The 15,368-nt window shown below is 73.5% G+C and carries 16 protein-coding genes and 1 pseudogene; 9 read left to right on the forward strand and 8 right to left on the reverse strand.

The window, feature by feature from the left end:
- Together B7767_RS01410 and B7767_RS01415 are read right to left on the reverse strand one after the other, a co-directional pair.
- The coding region (locus tag B7767_RS01410; RefSeq protein ID WP_107485727.1) for an HTTM domain-containing protein at positions 1–1,171 on the reverse strand (1,171 nt) is incomplete at its 3' end.
- On the reverse strand, positions 1,168–2,052 hold the full coding sequence (locus tag B7767_RS01415) for a DUF5819 family protein (protein WP_085570471.1): 885 nt from the start codon (positions 2,050–2,052) through the stop codon (positions 1,168–1,170). The genes B7767_RS01410 and B7767_RS01415, both read right to left, overlap by 4 nt.
- 312 nt (positions 2,053–2,364) lie before the next feature.
- Here B7767_RS01415 and paaA point away from each other — a divergent pair, with 312 nt between their 5' ends.
- The 5 genes from paaA to paaE are packed head-to-tail and all read left to right on the forward strand — an operon-like array spanning position 2,365 to position 5,981.
- The gene (paaA, locus tag B7767_RS01420; RefSeq protein WP_085570472.1) at positions 2,365–3,372 is read left to right on the forward strand and encodes a 1,2-phenylacetyl-CoA epoxidase subunit PaaA; all 1,008 of its coding nucleotides are present in this window, start codon (positions 2,365–2,367) and stop codon (positions 3,370–3,372) included.
- On the forward strand, positions 3,369–3,656 hold the full coding sequence (gene paaB, locus B7767_RS01425) for a 1,2-phenylacetyl-CoA epoxidase subunit PaaB (RefSeq protein WP_085570473.1): 288 nt from the start codon (positions 3,369–3,371) through the stop codon (positions 3,654–3,656). Before paaA ends, paaB begins: the two co-directional genes overlap by 4 nt.
- On the forward strand, positions 3,653–4,387 hold the full coding sequence (gene paaC / locus B7767_RS01430; RefSeq protein WP_085570474.1) for a 1,2-phenylacetyl-CoA epoxidase subunit PaaC: 735 nt from the start codon (positions 3,653–3,655) through the stop codon (positions 4,385–4,387). Before paaB ends, paaC begins: the two co-directional genes overlap by 4 nt.
- A complete protein-coding gene (gene paaD / locus B7767_RS01435) occupies positions 4,384–4,923 on the forward strand; it encodes a 1,2-phenylacetyl-CoA epoxidase subunit PaaD (protein ID WP_085570480.1) in 540 nt (179 codons plus the stop codon). The genes paaC and paaD overlap by 4 nt, the downstream gene beginning before the upstream one ends.
- Entirely contained in the window at positions 4,923–5,981 is a 1,059-nt protein-coding gene (paaE, locus tag B7767_RS01440) for a 1,2-phenylacetyl-CoA epoxidase subunit PaaE (RefSeq protein ID WP_085570475.1), read from the forward strand. Before paaD ends, paaE begins: the two co-directional genes overlap by 1 nt.
- Positions 5,982–6,202: 221 nt before the next feature.
- Here paaE and B7767_RS01445 read toward each other — a convergent pair whose 3' ends face one another.
- The 4 genes from B7767_RS01445 to B7767_RS01460 form a co-directional block, all read right to left on the reverse strand.
- Positions 6,203–6,532: a rhodanese-like domain-containing protein gene (locus B7767_RS01445; RefSeq protein WP_030856969.1), complete on the reverse strand. Its 330-nt coding sequence runs from the start codon at positions 6,530–6,532 to the stop codon at positions 6,203–6,205.
- A 52-nt stretch (positions 6,533–6,584) separates the two neighbouring features.
- Positions 6,585–7,424 (reverse strand): hypothetical protein, encoded by an 840-nt coding sequence (locus B7767_RS01450; RefSeq protein WP_085570481.1) that lies wholly within the window; start codon positions 7,422–7,424, stop codon positions 6,585–6,587.
- Between the two features lie 91 nt (positions 7,425–7,515).
- Complete coding sequence (locus B7767_RS01455; RefSeq protein WP_085570476.1) at positions 7,516–8,955, reverse strand: DUF2252 domain-containing protein; 1,440 nt, start codon at positions 8,953–8,955, stop codon at positions 7,516–7,518.
- A gap of 232 nt (positions 8,956–9,187) precedes the next feature.
- On the reverse strand, positions 9,188–9,853 hold the full coding sequence (locus tag B7767_RS01460) for a ScbR family autoregulator-binding transcription factor (protein ID WP_085570477.1): 666 nt from the start codon (positions 9,851–9,853) through the stop codon (positions 9,188–9,190).
- A gap of 257 nt (positions 9,854–10,110) precedes the next feature.
- Here B7767_RS01460 and B7767_RS47640 point away from each other — a divergent pair, with 257 nt between their 5' ends.
- Together B7767_RS47640 and B7767_RS47645 are read left to right on the forward strand one after the other, a co-directional pair.
- Positions 10,111–11,070 (forward strand): ScbA/BarX family gamma-butyrolactone biosynthesis protein, encoded by a 960-nt coding sequence (locus B7767_RS47640; protein ID WP_256923282.1) that lies wholly within the window; start codon positions 10,111–10,113, stop codon positions 11,068–11,070.
- Positions 11,067–11,993: an NAD(P)-dependent oxidoreductase gene (locus B7767_RS47645; protein ID WP_256923283.1), complete on the forward strand. Its 927-nt coding sequence runs from the start codon at positions 11,067–11,069 to the stop codon at positions 11,991–11,993. Before B7767_RS47640 ends, B7767_RS47645 begins: the two co-directional genes overlap by 4 nt.
- Before the next feature lie 66 nt (positions 11,994–12,059).
- On the opposite strand, the gene B7767_RS01470 is transcribed toward B7767_RS47645, so the two are convergent.
- On the reverse strand, positions 12,060–12,692 hold the full coding sequence (locus B7767_RS01470; protein ID WP_085570483.1) for a response regulator transcription factor: 633 nt from the start codon (positions 12,690–12,692) through the stop codon (positions 12,060–12,062).
- A 23-nt stretch (positions 12,693–12,715) separates the two neighbouring features.
- Entirely contained in the window at positions 12,716–13,972 is a 1,257-nt protein-coding gene (locus tag B7767_RS01475) for a sensor histidine kinase (protein WP_085570478.1), read from the reverse strand.
- 207 nt (positions 13,973–14,179) lie between these two features.
- Here B7767_RS01475 and B7767_RS01480 point away from each other — a divergent pair, with 207 nt between their 5' ends.
- Positions 14,180–14,926: an ABC transporter ATP-binding protein gene (locus tag B7767_RS01480; RefSeq protein WP_085570479.1), complete on the forward strand. Its 747-nt coding sequence runs from the start codon at positions 14,180–14,182 to the stop codon at positions 14,924–14,926.
- Positions 14,920–15,368 (forward strand): annotated as a pseudogene (locus B7767_RS01485) (ABC transporter permease); the annotation flags it as partial. The gene B7767_RS01480 and the pseudogene B7767_RS01485, both read left to right, overlap by 7 nt.

The following is a 15,368-nucleotide window of genomic DNA, read 5'->3' on the forward strand; positions in this document are numbered from 1 at the left end:
CGGCCGGGGGCCGTGGCCGCGGAACCGGCGTCCCGCGCGGGCGCAGCGGCCCGCGCGCGCGTGCCGCGAGGTTCCCGAGGCGGCGCAGGAAGGCCGTCGGCAGGAAGACCGCGTCCGCCGCGATCATCGCCAGGGAGAAGAAGGGCAGTCCGAGCACGACGGCGATGACCGCGTGCTCCAGGATCATGAAGGCCAGCAGGACGTTCTTGACCCGCCGGTTGAACAGCGTGAACGGGAAGGCGACCTGCACGGCGACCGTCCCGTAGGTCACCAGCATCACCATCGTGCCGCTGGCCGACAACAGGTCCGCGAGGGCCGGCCAGGGGGAGAAGTACTCCAGGTGCAGCGGGTAGTAGACGGCGGTGCCGTCCTGCCAGCGGGAGCCCTGGACCTTGTACCAGCCGGCCGTGGCGTAGATCAGGCACGCCTCGGCCATGATCACCAGCAGCGCGCCGTTGTGCACGACGTTCGCGACGACGTCCAGCAGGATCCGCGGCTGCCCGGTCTCCGCCCGGTGCCCCACCAGCCACCACAGCGCCTGCGCGAGCCATACGGCCCACAACAGCGCCGGTATGAACCAGTCACCGTCCATCCGGCCCGCCAGTGTCGCCAGGAGCAGCAGCAGGCCCAGCACACCCCACAGCACCGGGCCGGTCCGGTCACGCGGCCACTCGCCACGGGCGCGTGCCCCGGCCGCGCGGCGCGCACGGCGCGCGTCCAGCGACCAGACCCGGCCGCAGCGCGTGAACACCAGGTAGACCGACATCAGGTGCAGGACGTTGTCGCCGCCGTCCCCCATGAAGACGCTGCGGTTCTGCAGCGCCAGCACGCCCACCATGAACAGCACCGACATGGTGCGGGTGCGCCAGCCGAGCAGCAGCAGCAGGCTCCACAGCACGGCGAGCGCGTAGACGGCCTCGAACCAGAGCCGGCTGTCCGACCACAGCAGCGGCGTGAAGGCGTCGTTCGTCGCGACCAGCTGGTCGGCGAGGTCCCAGCTCCAGGGCCCGTCGGGGCCGTACAGCTCCTGACGGTGGGGGAACTCGCGCAGCAGGAACAGCAGCCAGGTCAGGCTGAAGCCGATACGGATCACGGCGGTCTGGTAGGGGCCGAGCGCGGAGTCGGTGACGCGGGCGATCGCGCGGGACAGGGCCAGCGAGCAGCGGTTCACCCCACGCCTCCCCGAACCTCGTCCTCGGGCAGCGGCCACCAGGACAGCGTGCGGTACACGGGTGTGGTGGAGACCTTCTCCCCGCTCCACTCGGGCGGCGGCACATGGGTGGTCCGCGAGCGGACCTGGACGCGCTCGACGGCACCGCCCGGACCGGCCGCGTCCGCGCGGTCGAGGCGCAGCACCGTGATCCGGCGCAGGTACGTCTCGGACAGCGCACCGCGCAGGCCCACCGGCCGGTTGTCGTCGTCGTGCGTGGCGACGAAGAAGTCCCAGGCGCGGCGCAGCTCGTTCTGCTGGGTGTGGCTGGGCAGGAGGTTGCCGTCGATGGCGCGGCCGTCCTGTGCGGACAGGTCGTACCAGCCGGTGGTCCGCGTCCCCCCGTCCGCCGTACGGATCTCGGCACGCACCTGGACGGCGATGTTCTGCTGCAACGGGTTCGGCGCGAACAGCTTCCAGTTCTGCTCGAACTCCGGGTAGATCCAGTCCTCGACCGTCTCGCCGTGCTTCTTGCTGACCGTGTTCGCCGGCGCGACGTGCAGGAACGTCATGCCGAGGTGCACACAGACCACGACCGCGACGACCGCGAGCGCCACCGCGGCGCCGATCTGATAGCGCAGGGAGAGCGCGGCCACCCCGGTACGGGGCCCGGCGGGCGGGCCGGGCACGGTGTGGGGGACGGCGTCGGGACCGGCGGGGGAGTGCGGGAGGTCTTCCGGGCGGCCGGTACCTGGCGGCAGGGCTGCTGGTCCGGATGGGCCGGCCGGGGTGGCCGGGGTGGCGGGCTCGGGCAGGGCGGCACCCGGTTCCGGCCCGCTCGGCCCGGCAGAGGGCCCCGCAGGGCCGTGCCGGGCGTCCGAGCCCTTGTCGTACGCGTCCATTCCGCCCCGCTCCCCGATCCCGGTCCGTCGCCGCGCCCTCCCGGCCACGAGAACGGCGTTCCGCCCCGCACGACCGCTCCGCCGTGCCGCACGGAACGGTACTCAGCACCGGCCCCCCGAGCACAGTCCCGCCGGGATCCCGTTCCGCGGCCGTATCCACAGCCCGGCCCGAGCCCCCGTTGTCCACAGGCGGTCCCCGCAGGTTATCCACAGCGGTTGACACCTCGCGGCGCCCGTCTCACCATGGAATCGCACGAACCGAACGATCGGTCGGGAGCGTGCTCCGGGAAGCATCCAGTCGAGGGGGACCTCATGGCGACAGCAGCCGCCAGCGATACGGCCGGCAGCCAGGCGTACGACGCACCGGCCGATGACACCGCCGGCTACGAGCGCGCCTTCGACGCGGCCGTCGCCGCCGACGAGCGGATCGAGCCGCGCGACTGGATGCCGGACGCCTACCGGGCCACCCTCGTCCGGCAGATCGCCCAGCACGCGCACTCCGAGATCATCGGCATGCAGCCGGAGGCCAACTGGATCACCCGCGCGCCCTCGCTGCGCCGCAAGGCGATCCTGATGGCCAAGGTGCAGGACGAGGCCGGGCACGGCCTGTACCTGTACAGCGCCGCCGAGACCCTCGGCACCAGCCGCGACGAGCTGCTCGACAAGCTGCACTCCGGCCGCCAGAAGTACTCCTCGATCTTCAACTACCCGACGCTGACCTGGGCGGACGTCGGCGCCATCGGCTGGCTCGTGGACGGCGCGGCGATCACCAACCAGGTGCCCCTGTGCCGCTGCTCCTACGGCCCGTACGCGCGCGCGATGGTCCGCATCTGCAAGGAGGAGTCCTTCCACCAGCGCCAGGGCTACGAGCTGCTGCTGGCCCTCAGCAAGGGCACCCCGGAGCAGCACGCGATGGCGCAGGACGCGGTGGACCGCTGGTGGTGGCCGTCGCTGATGATGTTCGGCCCGCCCGACGACGAGTCCCAGCACTCCGCGCAGTCGATGGCCTGGAAGATCAAACGGCACTCCAACGACGAGCTGCGCCAGCGCTTCGTCGACATCTGCGTCCCCCAGGCCGAGTCGCTCGGCCTCACCCTCCCCGACCCGGACCTGAAGTGGAACGAGGAGCGCGGGCAGCACGACTTCGGCGCGATCGACTGGGCGGAGTTCCGGGACGTCCTCAAGGGCAACGGCCCGTGCAACGAACAGCGGCTGACCCGGCGCAGGCGGGCCCACGAGGAGGGCGCCTGGGTCAGGGAGGCCGCGGCGGCCCACGCGGCCAAGCACACGAACAGCGAGACAGGAGCTGCGCGAGCATGACCCACACCGACTGGCCCCTGTGGGAGGTCTTCGTGCGCTCGCGCCGGGGCCTGTCCCACACCCACGCCGGCAGCCTGCACGCCCCGGACGCGGAGTTCGCCCTGCGCAACGCCCGCGATCTGTACACCCGGCGCGGCGAGGGCGTCTCGATCTGGGTCGTCCCGTCGTCCGCGGTCACCGCCTCCTCGCCCGACGAGAAGGACCCGTTCTTCGAACCGGCCGCCGACAAGCCCTACCGGCACCCGACGTTCTACGAGATCCCCGAGGGGGTGCGGCACCTGTGACCACGACCCCCGCCAAGGACACCGCCCACGCGGCGGCCGCGCTCGCCCTCGGCGACGACGCGCTGGTGCTCTCCCACCGCCTGGGCGAGTGGGCCGGCCACGCCCCCGTGCTGGAGGAGGAGGTCGCCCTCGCCAACATCGCGCTGGACCTGCTGGGCCAGGCCCGCGTGCTGCTGTCGATGGTGGGCGACGAGGACGAGCTGGCCTATCTCCGTGAGGAGCGCGCCTTCCGCAACCTCCAGCTGGTGGAGCAGCCCAACGGCGACTTCGCCCACACCATCGCCCGCCAGCTGTTCTTCTCCGCCCACCAGTACCTCCTCTACGGCGAACTGGCCGCAGGAGACGGCCCGTTCGCACCGCTGGCCGGCAAGGCGGTCAAGGAGACCGCCTACCACCGCGACCACGCCGAGCAGTGGACGCTGCGACTCGGCGACGGCACCGACGAGAGCCGTGCCCGGATGCAGCGTGCCGTGGACGCGCTGTGGCGCCACACCGGCGAGATGTTCCAGCCCGTCGAGGGCCTGGACGTCGACTGGAGCGGCCTGGAGACGGCCTGGCTCGAGTGGGTCCCGGAGGTGCTGCGCCGGGCCACCCTCACCGTGCCCGACGGCCCGCGCACCGGGGCGTGGACGGCCGGCGCGGGCCGTCAGGGCCTGCACACCGAGCCCTTCGGCCGGATGCTCGCCGAGATGCAGCACCTGCACCGCAGCCATCCGGGGGCGACGTGGTGACCACCCTCACCCCGCTGGAGGCCGAACTCCTGGAGCTCGCCGGCTCGGTGCCCGACCCCGAACTTCCCGTACTGACCCTGCGTGAACTGGGCGTCGTGCGCGCGGTGCACGCGCGCGGCACGGACACCGTCGAGGTCGAGCTGACCCCGACGTACACCGGCTGCCCGGCCGTCGAGGCGATGAGCCTGGACATCGAGCGGGTGCTGCGCGAGCACGGGGTGCGCGAGGTCACCGTGCGCAGGGTGCTCGCGCCCGCCTGGTCGACCGACGACATCACGGACGAAGGGCGCCGCAAACTCCGGGAGTTCGGCATCGCCCCGCCCCGTGTACGAACGGCCTCCGGGCCGGTCGGGGTGGAGCTGGGGCCGACGCGCGCCCGCGCGGCCCGGCCGGAGGACGAACCGGTGCCCGTCCGCTGCCCGCACTGCGGCTCCGCCGAGACCGAACTGCTCAGCCGTTTCTCGTCCACCGCGTGCAAGGCGCTGCGCCGCTGCCTGGCCTGCCGTGAACCGTTCGACCACTTCAAGGAGTTGTGATGGCCCGCTTCCACCGGCTCCGGGTGGCCGCGGTCGACCGGCTCACCGACGACTCCGTCGCCCTCACCCTCACCGTCCCCCCGCACCTGGCCGAGGAGTACCGGTACGCCCCGGGCCAGCACCTGGCCCTGCGGCGCGTCGCGGACGGCGAGGACATCCGGCGCACCTACTCCATCTGCTCCCCCGCACCCGGCGACGAGGCACCGAGCACCCTCCGGGTCGGCGTGCGGCTGGTCGAGGGCGGCGCCTTCTCCACGTACGCGCTCAAGGAGATCGACCTCGGCGACGAGCTGGAGGTGATGACCCCGGCCGGCCGGTTCACGCTCCCTCCCGCGCCCGGCCGGTACGCGGCGATCGTCGGCGGCAGCGGCATCACGCCGGTGCTGTCGATCGTCTCGACCCTCCTCGCGCGTGAGCCCGAGGCCCGGTTCTGCCTGATCCGCAGCGACCGGACGGCCGCCTCGACGATGTTCCTGGAGGAGGTCGCCGACCTGAAGGACCGCTACCCCGAGCGGCTCCAGCTGGTGACGGTGCTCTCGCGGGAGGAGCAGCAGGCGGGGCTGCCGTCCGGACGGCTGGACCAGGAGCGGCTGACCGGGCTGCTGCCGGCCCTGCTGCCCGTGGAGCAGGTGGACGGCTGGTTCCTGTGCGGTCCGTACGGCCTGGTCGAAGGGGCCGAGCGGGCACTGCGCGGACTGGGTGTGGCGCGCTCCCGCATCCACCAGGAGATCTTCCACGTGGACGCCGGTACGGCGACCGTCACCACGGCGCCCGCCCCCACGCACAGCACGGTCACCGCCCGGCTCGACGGACGCGGCGGGACCTGGCCCGTCCGGGACGGCGAGTCCCTGCTGGACACGGTGCTGCGCAACCGGCCCGACGCGCCCTACGCCTGCAAGGGCGGGGTGTGCGGAACCTGCCGCGCCTTCCTCGTCTCGGGCGAGGTACGGATGGACCGCAACTTCGCGCTGGAGTCGGAGGAGACGGAGGCGGGCTACGTCCTGGCCTGCCAGTCGCATCCGGTGACGGAGCGGGTGGAGCTGGACTTCGACCGGTAGGAGCCCCCGGCCCGCTCTCACGGGCCGGGGGCCACTCCGGGGCACTCCGATGCGGGCCCGGTCGTCCGCTATGGCTTTCCGGTGCCGGTCCTGCTGTCCGGTGGCGGCCCGAGGCAGGGCCGACCGTCCGGCGCCGCTCTCCGGCGCCGCTCCGGCGTCGTCGGGGCTCCGCAGGGCCGCGACCGGTGGGCCGGCCGAGCGCGGGCGTCCGCGGGAAGGGGCTACAGAACGTGCCCCGGCGTTCCGTCGTCCGTGACGACGGAACGCCCGGCGGCCTCCCACACCTGCATGCCACCGTCCACGTTCACAGCGTCGACGCCCTGCTGGGCCAGATACATGGTGACCTGCGCCGACCGTCCGCCGGAGCGGCAGATCACATGGACCCGGCCGTCCTGCGGGGCGGCCTCGGTCAGCTCGCCGTAGCGGGCCACGAACTCACTGATGGGGATGTGCAGCGCCCCTGCGGCGTGGCCGGCCTTCCACTCGTCGTCCTCACGGACGTCCAGCAGGAAGTCGCCGTCCTCGATGTCCGCGACCCGGACCGTGGGCACACCAGCTCCGAAACTCATGCCCCCGACGCTACCCGACCGGGCGGCCCCCGGCTCAGGCCAGCAGTTCCGCCAGCTCCGCCTCGCGCTCGGTCACCTGGGTCCGCAGCTGCTCGGCAATCTCCTCCAGGAGCCTGTCGGGGTCGTCCGGGGCGAGGCGGAGCATCGAGCCGATGGCGCCGTCCTCCAGTTCCCTGGCGACCAGCGTGAGCATCTCCTTGCGCCGGGCGAGCCATTCGAGGCGGGCGTAGAGCTCCTCGCCCGCGCTCGGGACGCGCTTCAGCTCCGGTCCCTTGGCCCACTCCTCGGCGAGTTCGCGCAGTTCGTCCTCGTTGCCGCGGGCATAGGCGGCGTTGACGCGGGTGATGAACTCCTCACGGCGCGCGCGTTCCTTCTCCTCCTGCGCCAGGTCCGGGTGGGCCTTGCGGGCGAGGTCGCGGTAGAGCTTGCGGGCCTCCTCGCTGGGCCGCACCCGCCGCGGGGGCCGGACCGGCTGGTCGGTGAGCATGGCGGTGGCCTCGGGGAAGAGGCCGTCGCCGTCCATCCAGCCGTTGAGCAGCTCCTCGACGCCGGGGATGGGCATCAGCCGGGCGCGCGCCTCGTCGGCCCGGCGCCGGTCCTCGGGGTCGTCGCTGCGGGCGGCCCTGGCCTCCAGGATCCGGGCGTCCAGCTCCTCGAGCCGGGCGTACATCGGGCCGAGCTTCTGTTCGTGCAGCCGGGAGAAGTTCTCGACCTCGACGCGGAAGGTCTCCACCGCGATCTCGAACTCGATCAGCGCCTGCTCGGCCGCGCGTACGGCCTGCTCCAGCCGTTCCTCGGGCCGTGCCGCGCCACCACCGCCGGGGGTCCGCTCCGCGCCGGCGCCGCCACTCTGCTCACCTTCCGAGGTCGTCACCCGGACAGCGTAGGCCACCCGCCCGGTCGATACGCCCCGCCGCGGCGGCGTACTCCCCGGTCAGGGGCGGGCGCCCGGCCCGGACGCCCGCTCACACCCCCGTCTCCGCCGCGATCCGTCCCGACCGCACCGCGGTCACCAGGTCGGTGTGGTCGGCCTCGGTGCGGTCGGCGTAGGCGACGGCGAAGGCCGCCACCGCCTCGTCCAGTTCGTCGTTCTTGCCGCAGTACCCGGCGATGAGGCGGGGGTCGGCGCTGTGGGAGTGTGCGCGGGCCAGCAGGGCGCCGGTCATACGGGCGTAGTCGTCGATCTGGTCGGCGGCCAGCGCGGCCGGGTCGACGCTGCCCTTGCGGTTGCGGAACTGGCGCACCTGGTAGGGGCGGCCGTCGACCGTCGTCCAGCCCAGCAAGTTGTCGCTTATCACCTGCATCCGCTTCTGGCCGTGGACCACCCGCCTGCCCTCGTGGCCGGCCTCGGGGGCGTCGAACCCGGCCGTCGGCAGATGCGGCACGAGTGCCGAGGGGCGGGCCTCCTTCACCTGGAGGACCAGGGGCTCGCCCCGGTGGTCGAGGAGCAGCACGACGTACGAGCGGGTGCCCACGCTGCCGGTGCCGACGACGCGGAACGCCACGTCGTGCACCGCGTACCGGGCCAGCAGCGGGTGGCGGTCGGGCGGGAGCGTGCCGAGGTACTGCTCCAGCGAGGCGGCCACCCGGGCGGCCTCGCCGTCCGGTATTCGGCGCAGGACCGGCGGCGCGTCGACGAAGCGGCGTCCGCCGTCCCCGGTCGGCTCGGTGGACTTGGCCGCGAACCGGCCGCTGGTGTTCGCGCGGGCCTTCTCGGAGACCCGCTCCAGGGTGCCCAGCAGGTCGTGGGCGTCGGTGTGGGAGACCAGTTCCTCGTCCGCGATGGCGTTCCAGGCGTCCAGCGCCGGCAGCCTGGACAGCAGCCGCATCGTGCGGCGGTAGGCGCCCACGGTGTCGTGGGCCGCGGCACGGCAGGTGTCCTCGTCCGCGCCGGCCTCGCGCCCGGCGAGCACCAGGGAGGTGGCGAGCCGCTTGAGGTCCCATTCCCAGGGGCCGTGCACCGTCTCGTCAAAGTCGTTCAGGTCGATGACCAGTCCACCGCGCGCGTCGCCGTAGAGGCCGAAATTCGCCGCGTGGGCGTCGCCGCAGATCTGGGCGCCGATCCGGGTCACCGGCGTGCGGGCCAGGTCGTACGCCATGAGGCCCGCCGATCCACGCAGGAAGGCGAACGGTGTCGCCGCCATCCTGCCCACCCGGATCGGCGCGAGCTCGGGCAGCCGGCCCCGGCTGGACTCCTCGACGGCGCTCACGGCGTCGGGACGGGAGGCGTCCGGGCCGAAGGTGGCGTGTGCCGTGCGGGGTACCTGACCGCGCAGGGCCTTGCCCTCGCCCTTGGGGCTGTCCCCGGCGGACCGCTCGGCGAATCCCGGCACCCGCGGCAGCCGCCGCACCGGGATCGCACCACCGGTTCCGGTCGCACCGGTGGGCTCATGAGTCCCGGACATCACGGCAACGGTTCCGGTCACGGCGACCGCCTCCCCCGTACACATACGTGCCGTACACACGCGTCGACATCGATCGTGCCGACCGTACAGCCGGTGGCCGAAACACGTCAGGCCCTGTGGACAACTCTTCCGGTGTGGAGAAGTCCGGGCCCGACCCGGCACGTATCAGGTCCGGTCCCTACCCGGCGCGCACGAGGCCCGGGTCCGATCCGGCACGTGCGAGGCCCGGGCCCTACCCGACCTCCGCCACCTCTCCCGCCACCGGCAGCAGCCGTCCCTCGGCGAGCAGCCGCCCGGCACGGTCCTGGGAGATGTCCAGCCGGGCCAGCACGGCCGGAACGGCCACGCCCGGCAGCATGTGGTGGAAGAGCACGGCGACCCGGTGCTCCAGGTCCTGCCGCTGGCAGCGCAACTGCGACAGGAGCTGCACCCCGGAGAAGCTCGCGACCAGCAGTTCCGCCGTCTCCGTCGCGTCGACGTGCGGCAGCAGTTCGCCTCCCGCCTTGGCCTCGGCCAGGGTCCGGGTGGTCTGGTCGATCCACATGCCGAACGCCGGAGTGCGGTCCAGCCCCAGCGCCCCCTGGTCCAGGGCCAGTCCGACGCTGGCCCGCACCAGCGGCTCGGTCCGCAGCCGCAGCGCCAGCACCAGGCCGGAGTCGACGAGTTCCTGCAGTTTGCTGGACTGGGACGGCAGGGAGATCGCGAGCTGCTCCTCGAACACACCGAGCGCCAGCTCCTCCTTGGAGCCGAAGTGGAAGTACAGCGCGCCCTTGGTGACCCCGGCCCGCTCCAGGATCTCCCCGATGGTCGCCGAGGTGTAGCCGCGTTCGTCGAAGACGGCCGCCGCCGCCTCCAGGATGGTCCGCCGGGTGCGGATCGCGCGCTCCTGTCGCGCCATCGGGTGCCTCCTGATCTGGGTGGATCTCATGGATCTCGTGGGTCGCACCGCGCGGTCGTCGTGAAGCTGCCGTGAAGCCGTCGTGAAGCCGCCGTGCGGTCTGTCATGTCGTGCGGGGCGCGTGGGCTCGTCTCCGGCGGTGTGGATCACCCTTGGAAAAAAACCAACTCGTCCGTATCTTAGTGCGAGCCGCCCGGAGGTCCGATTCCCGATCCCGGGTGTTCCTCATGCCGCAGCCGGATTCCTGGAGCGCCCCCATGGAGGATCAGACCGGACAGCGGGTGCCGCCCGCAAACACCGCCGGCAGACCCGGTGCCCGTACCCGCGTCACCACCGAACTCGCCCACCGCCCCCGCGCGGCGGACGTCTTCCCGGTCGAATGGGTCCGGCTCTCGGACGTCCGCTTCCGTGTCACCGCGCGCTGGCCCGCCGACCACGCCTTCTTCGGCCCCGTCGACGACCGCCACCAGGATCCGATGATCGTCGGCGAAACGTTGCGCCAGACCTCGATGGCCCTCGCCCACGCGGAGTTCGGCGCCCCCGCCGACACCCACTTCGTCATGCGGGACCTGGACGTGATCACCGACCCGGACCGGCTGCTGCTCGCGGACGCGGACGAGCCGGTCACCGTCGACGTCGTCTGCTCCGAGCTCCGCCGCCGGGGCCGGGGCCTGAACAGCATGCGCACGACGATGGAGTTCCGCCGCGCGGGACGCCTCGTCGCCCGGGGCACCGGCAGCACCGGCTGCACCTCCCCGGCCGCCTACCGCCGCCTGCGGGAACGCCAACTTGCCGCCCAGGGAGCCCGAATACCGCTGCCGGAACCGGTGTCGCCCGAACTGGTGGGCCGCCACCTCGCGGAGGACGTCGTCCTCGCCCCCGCGGACCGGCCCGGCTCCTGGCTGCTGCGCGCGCACACCGGGCACCCGGTCCTCTTCCCGCGTCCCAACGACCACGTCCCCGGCATGGTCCTGTTCGAGGCGGCCCGCCAGGCCGCGACCGCGGCGTCGGGCCGACTGCCCTTCCTGCCGTCCGAACTGGCCGTCTCCTTCAGCCGCTACGCCGAACTGGACAGCCCCTGCCGGCTCGACACCGAAGTGCTCGACAAGGGCGAGGACGAGGTGACGGTGCGGGTGTCGGGCACGCAGGACGGCCAGCCCGTCTTCGCCGCCACCCTCACCTGTGCGCCCACGGCCCCGGTACGGTCCCTGCCGTGACCGTCAGCCTCCTGATCACCGGCGCGACGGGCTTCATCGGCAGCCGGGTCGTGGCAGCGGCCCTCGAACGCCCCGAGGTCCGCGTCCGGTCGCTGTCCCGCCGTACGCCGCCCGGGCGGCCGGACTCCGGGACGGTGCCCGGTGACCTCGCCGACCCGCGCACCCTGCACGGCACTTGCGCCGGCGTCGACGTCCTCGTCCACTGCGCCTCCCGCGTGAGCGGTGACCCGGAGTCCGTCGCCGCGGTCAACGACCTCGGCACGAAGGCCCTGGTGGAGGAGGCCGTACGGAGCGGAGTGCGCCGGATCGTGTACGTGAGCACCGCCGCCGTCCACGGCCGGGGCCCCTTCCGGGGCGTACGGCCCGGCGAGGCCCCGATCGCGCCCGTCTCCGCCACCAGTGGCACCCGCGCGGCGGCCGAAGGGCATGTCCTCGACGCGGGCGGCCTGGTGCTGCGCCCGCACCTGGTGCACGGTGAGGGCGACCGCTGGATGATCCCCGGACTGGTGGGGCTGCTGCGGGAGCTGTCCGCGTCCGTGTCCGGCTGCGAGGCGCTCCACTCGATGATCGACGTCGACACCCTGGGCCGGGCGGTCGTCGCCGCGGCGTTGTCCCCCGGCCACGGCCCCGGCGCCCACTACGTCGCACACCCGGACCCCGTCCCCGCCTCGGAGCTGCTCGCGGCCGTGTGCGAGCGGGTGGAGCGTCCCGGCGGCGGCGCCTCGGTGGACGCGGAAACCGCCCTCGCCCGGGCCGCCGGGTCCCCGCGCGCGCTGCACCACCTGGGCATGCTCACCGTGGACCACTGGTTCGCGGACGACGGCTTCTGGAAGGACCTGGACTGCTCACCGGGCGAGGGGTTCGCCCGTACGTTCGCCCGGTCGGCTCCCTGGTACCGGTCGTACATGATGACCGGCCAGTAGGAAGACCGTCCGGTCGGTTTACACTGCCGCATCCGGTAACGCTCGGTAAGTCCTGATCGCGCCCGGTCACGCCCGCAAATAAGCCAGCACCGCGAGGACCCGCCGGTGCGTCTCGTCCGTCAACGGCAGGTCCAGCTTCGTGAAGATGCTGCCGATGTGCTTGCCGACGGCGGCCTCCGACACCACCAGCTCTCGGGCGATCGCGCCGTTGGACTTGCCTTCCGCTATCAACGCCAGCACCTCCCGCTCCCGCGGGGACAGCCGCTCCAGCGGATCACGACGGTGGCGCAGCAACTGCCGTACGACCTCGGGATCGACCACCGTGCCGCCGTCCGCGACCTGGCTCAGCGCGGTCACGAACTCCTCGATCTGGCCGACCCGGTCCTTGAGCAGATAGCCGATGCCGGTGCCGTCGCCGGAGTCCAGCAGGTCGGAGGCGTACCGGCGCTGCACGTACTGACTGAGCACGAGGACGGGCAGCGTGGGCCGCTCGGTGCGCAGGCGTACGGCCGCGCGCAGGCCCTCGTCCTGGAAGTCCGGGGGCATCCGGACGTCCGTCACCACGATGTCGGGTTCGTTCTTCCCGGCCTCGGCGATCAGCGCCTCGGCGTCGCCGACCGCCGCGACGACCTCGTGCCCGCACTGCTGGAGCAGGCCGATCAGGCCCTCCCGCAGCAGCACGCTGTCCTCGGCCAGCACGATGCGCAGTGCTCGGCCGTCCGTCAGGGAGAGCAGGGGGCGCAAGGGATCTCCACACGCAGCAGGGTCGGTCCGCCCACCGGGCTGGACAGGGTGAGTCTGCCATCGAGCACCGACACCCGGTCGGCGAGTCCGGTCAGTCCACTGCCCGCCCCGGCCCGTGCGCCGCCCCGTCCGTCGTCGCGGACCTCCAGCAGCAGCCGCCCGTCGTGGTGCCCGCCGTCCACCCGCGCGCGGCTCGCCCCGCTGTGCCGGGCGACGTTGGCGAGCGCCTCGCACACCACGAAGTACGCGGCGGCCTCGACCGGCGTGGGCAGCCGGCCGGTGAGGTCCAGGTCCACGTCCACGGGTACGGCGGACCGGTCGGCGGCGTCGGCGACCGCGGCCTCGAGCCCGTAGTCGGCGAGGACCTGGGGGTGGATGCCGTGGATGAGCTCCCGCAGTTCCCCGAGTGCCCGGCCCGCCTCGTCGTGGGCCTTGGCGAGCCGTTCGGCCAGCGGTCCGGACGGCGCCTCCAGGCGGGCCAGGCCCAGCGTCATCGTCAGGGCGACCAGGCGCTGCTGGGCCCCGTCGTGCAGATCGCGCTCGATGCGCCGCCGCTCCGCCTCGAAGGCCTCCACCAGCCGCACCCGGGACCGGGTCAGTTCGGTCACCCTGGCGTCCAGGGCGGTTTCGCGCGGGGCGAGCAGCAGCCGGGTCAGCCCCGCGCGGGCGCCCGCCGCGATGCCCAGCAGATAGGAGCCCAGGGCGAGCAGGACGATCCCGAGCAGGGCGGCACCGGCCGCCGCCGGCCAGGTGGTGACCGTCCACAGCTTGAGGACCTTCGCCTCCTCGCCGTCCCCGGCCGTGGCCATCAGCAACGGGGTGGCGGTCACGGCTGCCGGGAAGAGCAGGCCGGCCGTGAGCGCGAGGGCGTCGACCGGCCACAGCAGGCCCGCGAACAGCAGGGCGTGCCCGAGCTCCCGCCAGGTGGCCCGCTCCCGCAGCCGGGCGGCCAGCCAGGCCCGCAGACCGGGGGCGGCGGGCGGCAGGTGCGGGTCGGGTGCCGGATCGCGGTCGGCCAGCCGCAGCCGCCACCGCTCCAGCCGGGCCACCGGTATGCCCGCGAGAGCGGTGCCGAGCAGCAGCAACAGCCCCACCAGGACCGGCGCGAGCACTCCGCCGGCCACCACCGACACCACGATGCCCACGAGTACGACCGCGCCGGTCACCGCGCCGGTGAGCAGGTATCCGGCCGAGCGCCACGGCCACACCGAGAGCGCGTAGCCGGGACGGGACATGGCCTGCCAGGGATTTCGAGACTGCATGCGGATCACGGTAGAAGCCCGCGCCGGCCCCGGCCATGGGCCTGGACGGAGGCTTCGGGGTATGCCTGGCCCTACCCCTTTTCTCGCCCCTGCCGCACTGCGCCGACCGCCTCCCGGACGGTTTCGTGGTCACAGGTGAGCAGCCCGGAACGGCCGGGCAGGACATGGGGAGCGGGGCACATGAGCCAGAGGAACGGCGACGCGATCACCTTGCGCCGGGTGAGCCGGCGGTACGGGTCGGGCGATGGTGCGGTGAGCGCGCTGGACGGGGTCTCCCTCGCCTTCCCGCGGGGGAGTTTCACCGCCGTGATGGGCCCGTCCGGCTCCGGCAAGTCGACGCTGCTGCAGTGCGCCGCCGGGCTCGACCGGCCCACCTCGGGCTCGGTCACCGTCGGCGGTACCGAGCTGACCGGGCTCGGTGAGAGACGGCTGACCCTGCTGCGCCGCGAGCGCGTCGGCTTCGTCTTCCAGGCGTTCAACCTGCTGCCGGCGTTGACCGCCGAGCAGAACGTCGCCCTCCCGCTGCGACTGGCCGGCCGGCGCGTGCCGCGGGCCCGGATCCGTGAGGCGCTCCACCAGGTCGGTCTCGGTGACCGCGCCCGGCACCGGCCCGCCGAGCTGTCCGGAGGCCAGCAGCAGCGCGTCGCGCTGGCCCGTGCCCTGGTCACCCGCCCCGAGGTGCTGTTCGCCGACGAACCGACCGGCGCGCTGGACTCCCGCACCGGACACGAGGTGCTCACGCTGCTGCGCGGCATGGTGGACCGCGGGGGACAGACGGTCGTCATGGTGACCCACGACCCGGTGGCCGCCTCCCGCGCCGACCGCGTGGTCTTCCTGGTCGACGGCCGCGTCCACGGCGAGCTGACCGGGGCGGGCGCCGACGCCGTCGCCGCGCGGATGACCGGGCTGGAGGCCACACCGTGCTGAGCCTCGCCCTGCACACCCTGCGCGCCCGGTGGATCACCTTCGCCGGCAGCTTCACCGCTCTCGCGCTGGGCGTGGCCCTCCTCACCGTCATGGGACTCGCCCTCGCCTCCTCCCTGGACGCCCCCGCGCGGGAGCCGGAGCGGTTCGCCGCCGCCCCGGTCGTGGTCAAGGGCGCGGACACCCTGCGCGTACCGACGCCGAACGGCGAGAGGACCGAGGAACTGGCGCACCCGCGCGCGGTGCCGGCGGCGACCGTCGCGAAGCTGCGCCGGCTCGGCGCGGTCGTCGAGGACCGCTCCTATCCCGTCCGCGCGGAGGGCGCTCCCGGCGAGCTGACCGGCCACCCCTGGTCCACCGCCGCGTTCGCTCCGTACGCCGTCGAGGCGGGCCGTGCGCCCCGCGCCGACGACGAGGTCGTCGTCAGCGGCGACTGGACGCGGCC

The sequence above is a fragment of the Streptomyces sp. 13-12-16 genome, from assembly GCF_002114215.1.
Taxonomy (GTDB): Bacteria; Actinomycetota; Actinomycetes; order Streptomycetales; family Streptomycetaceae; genus Streptomyces.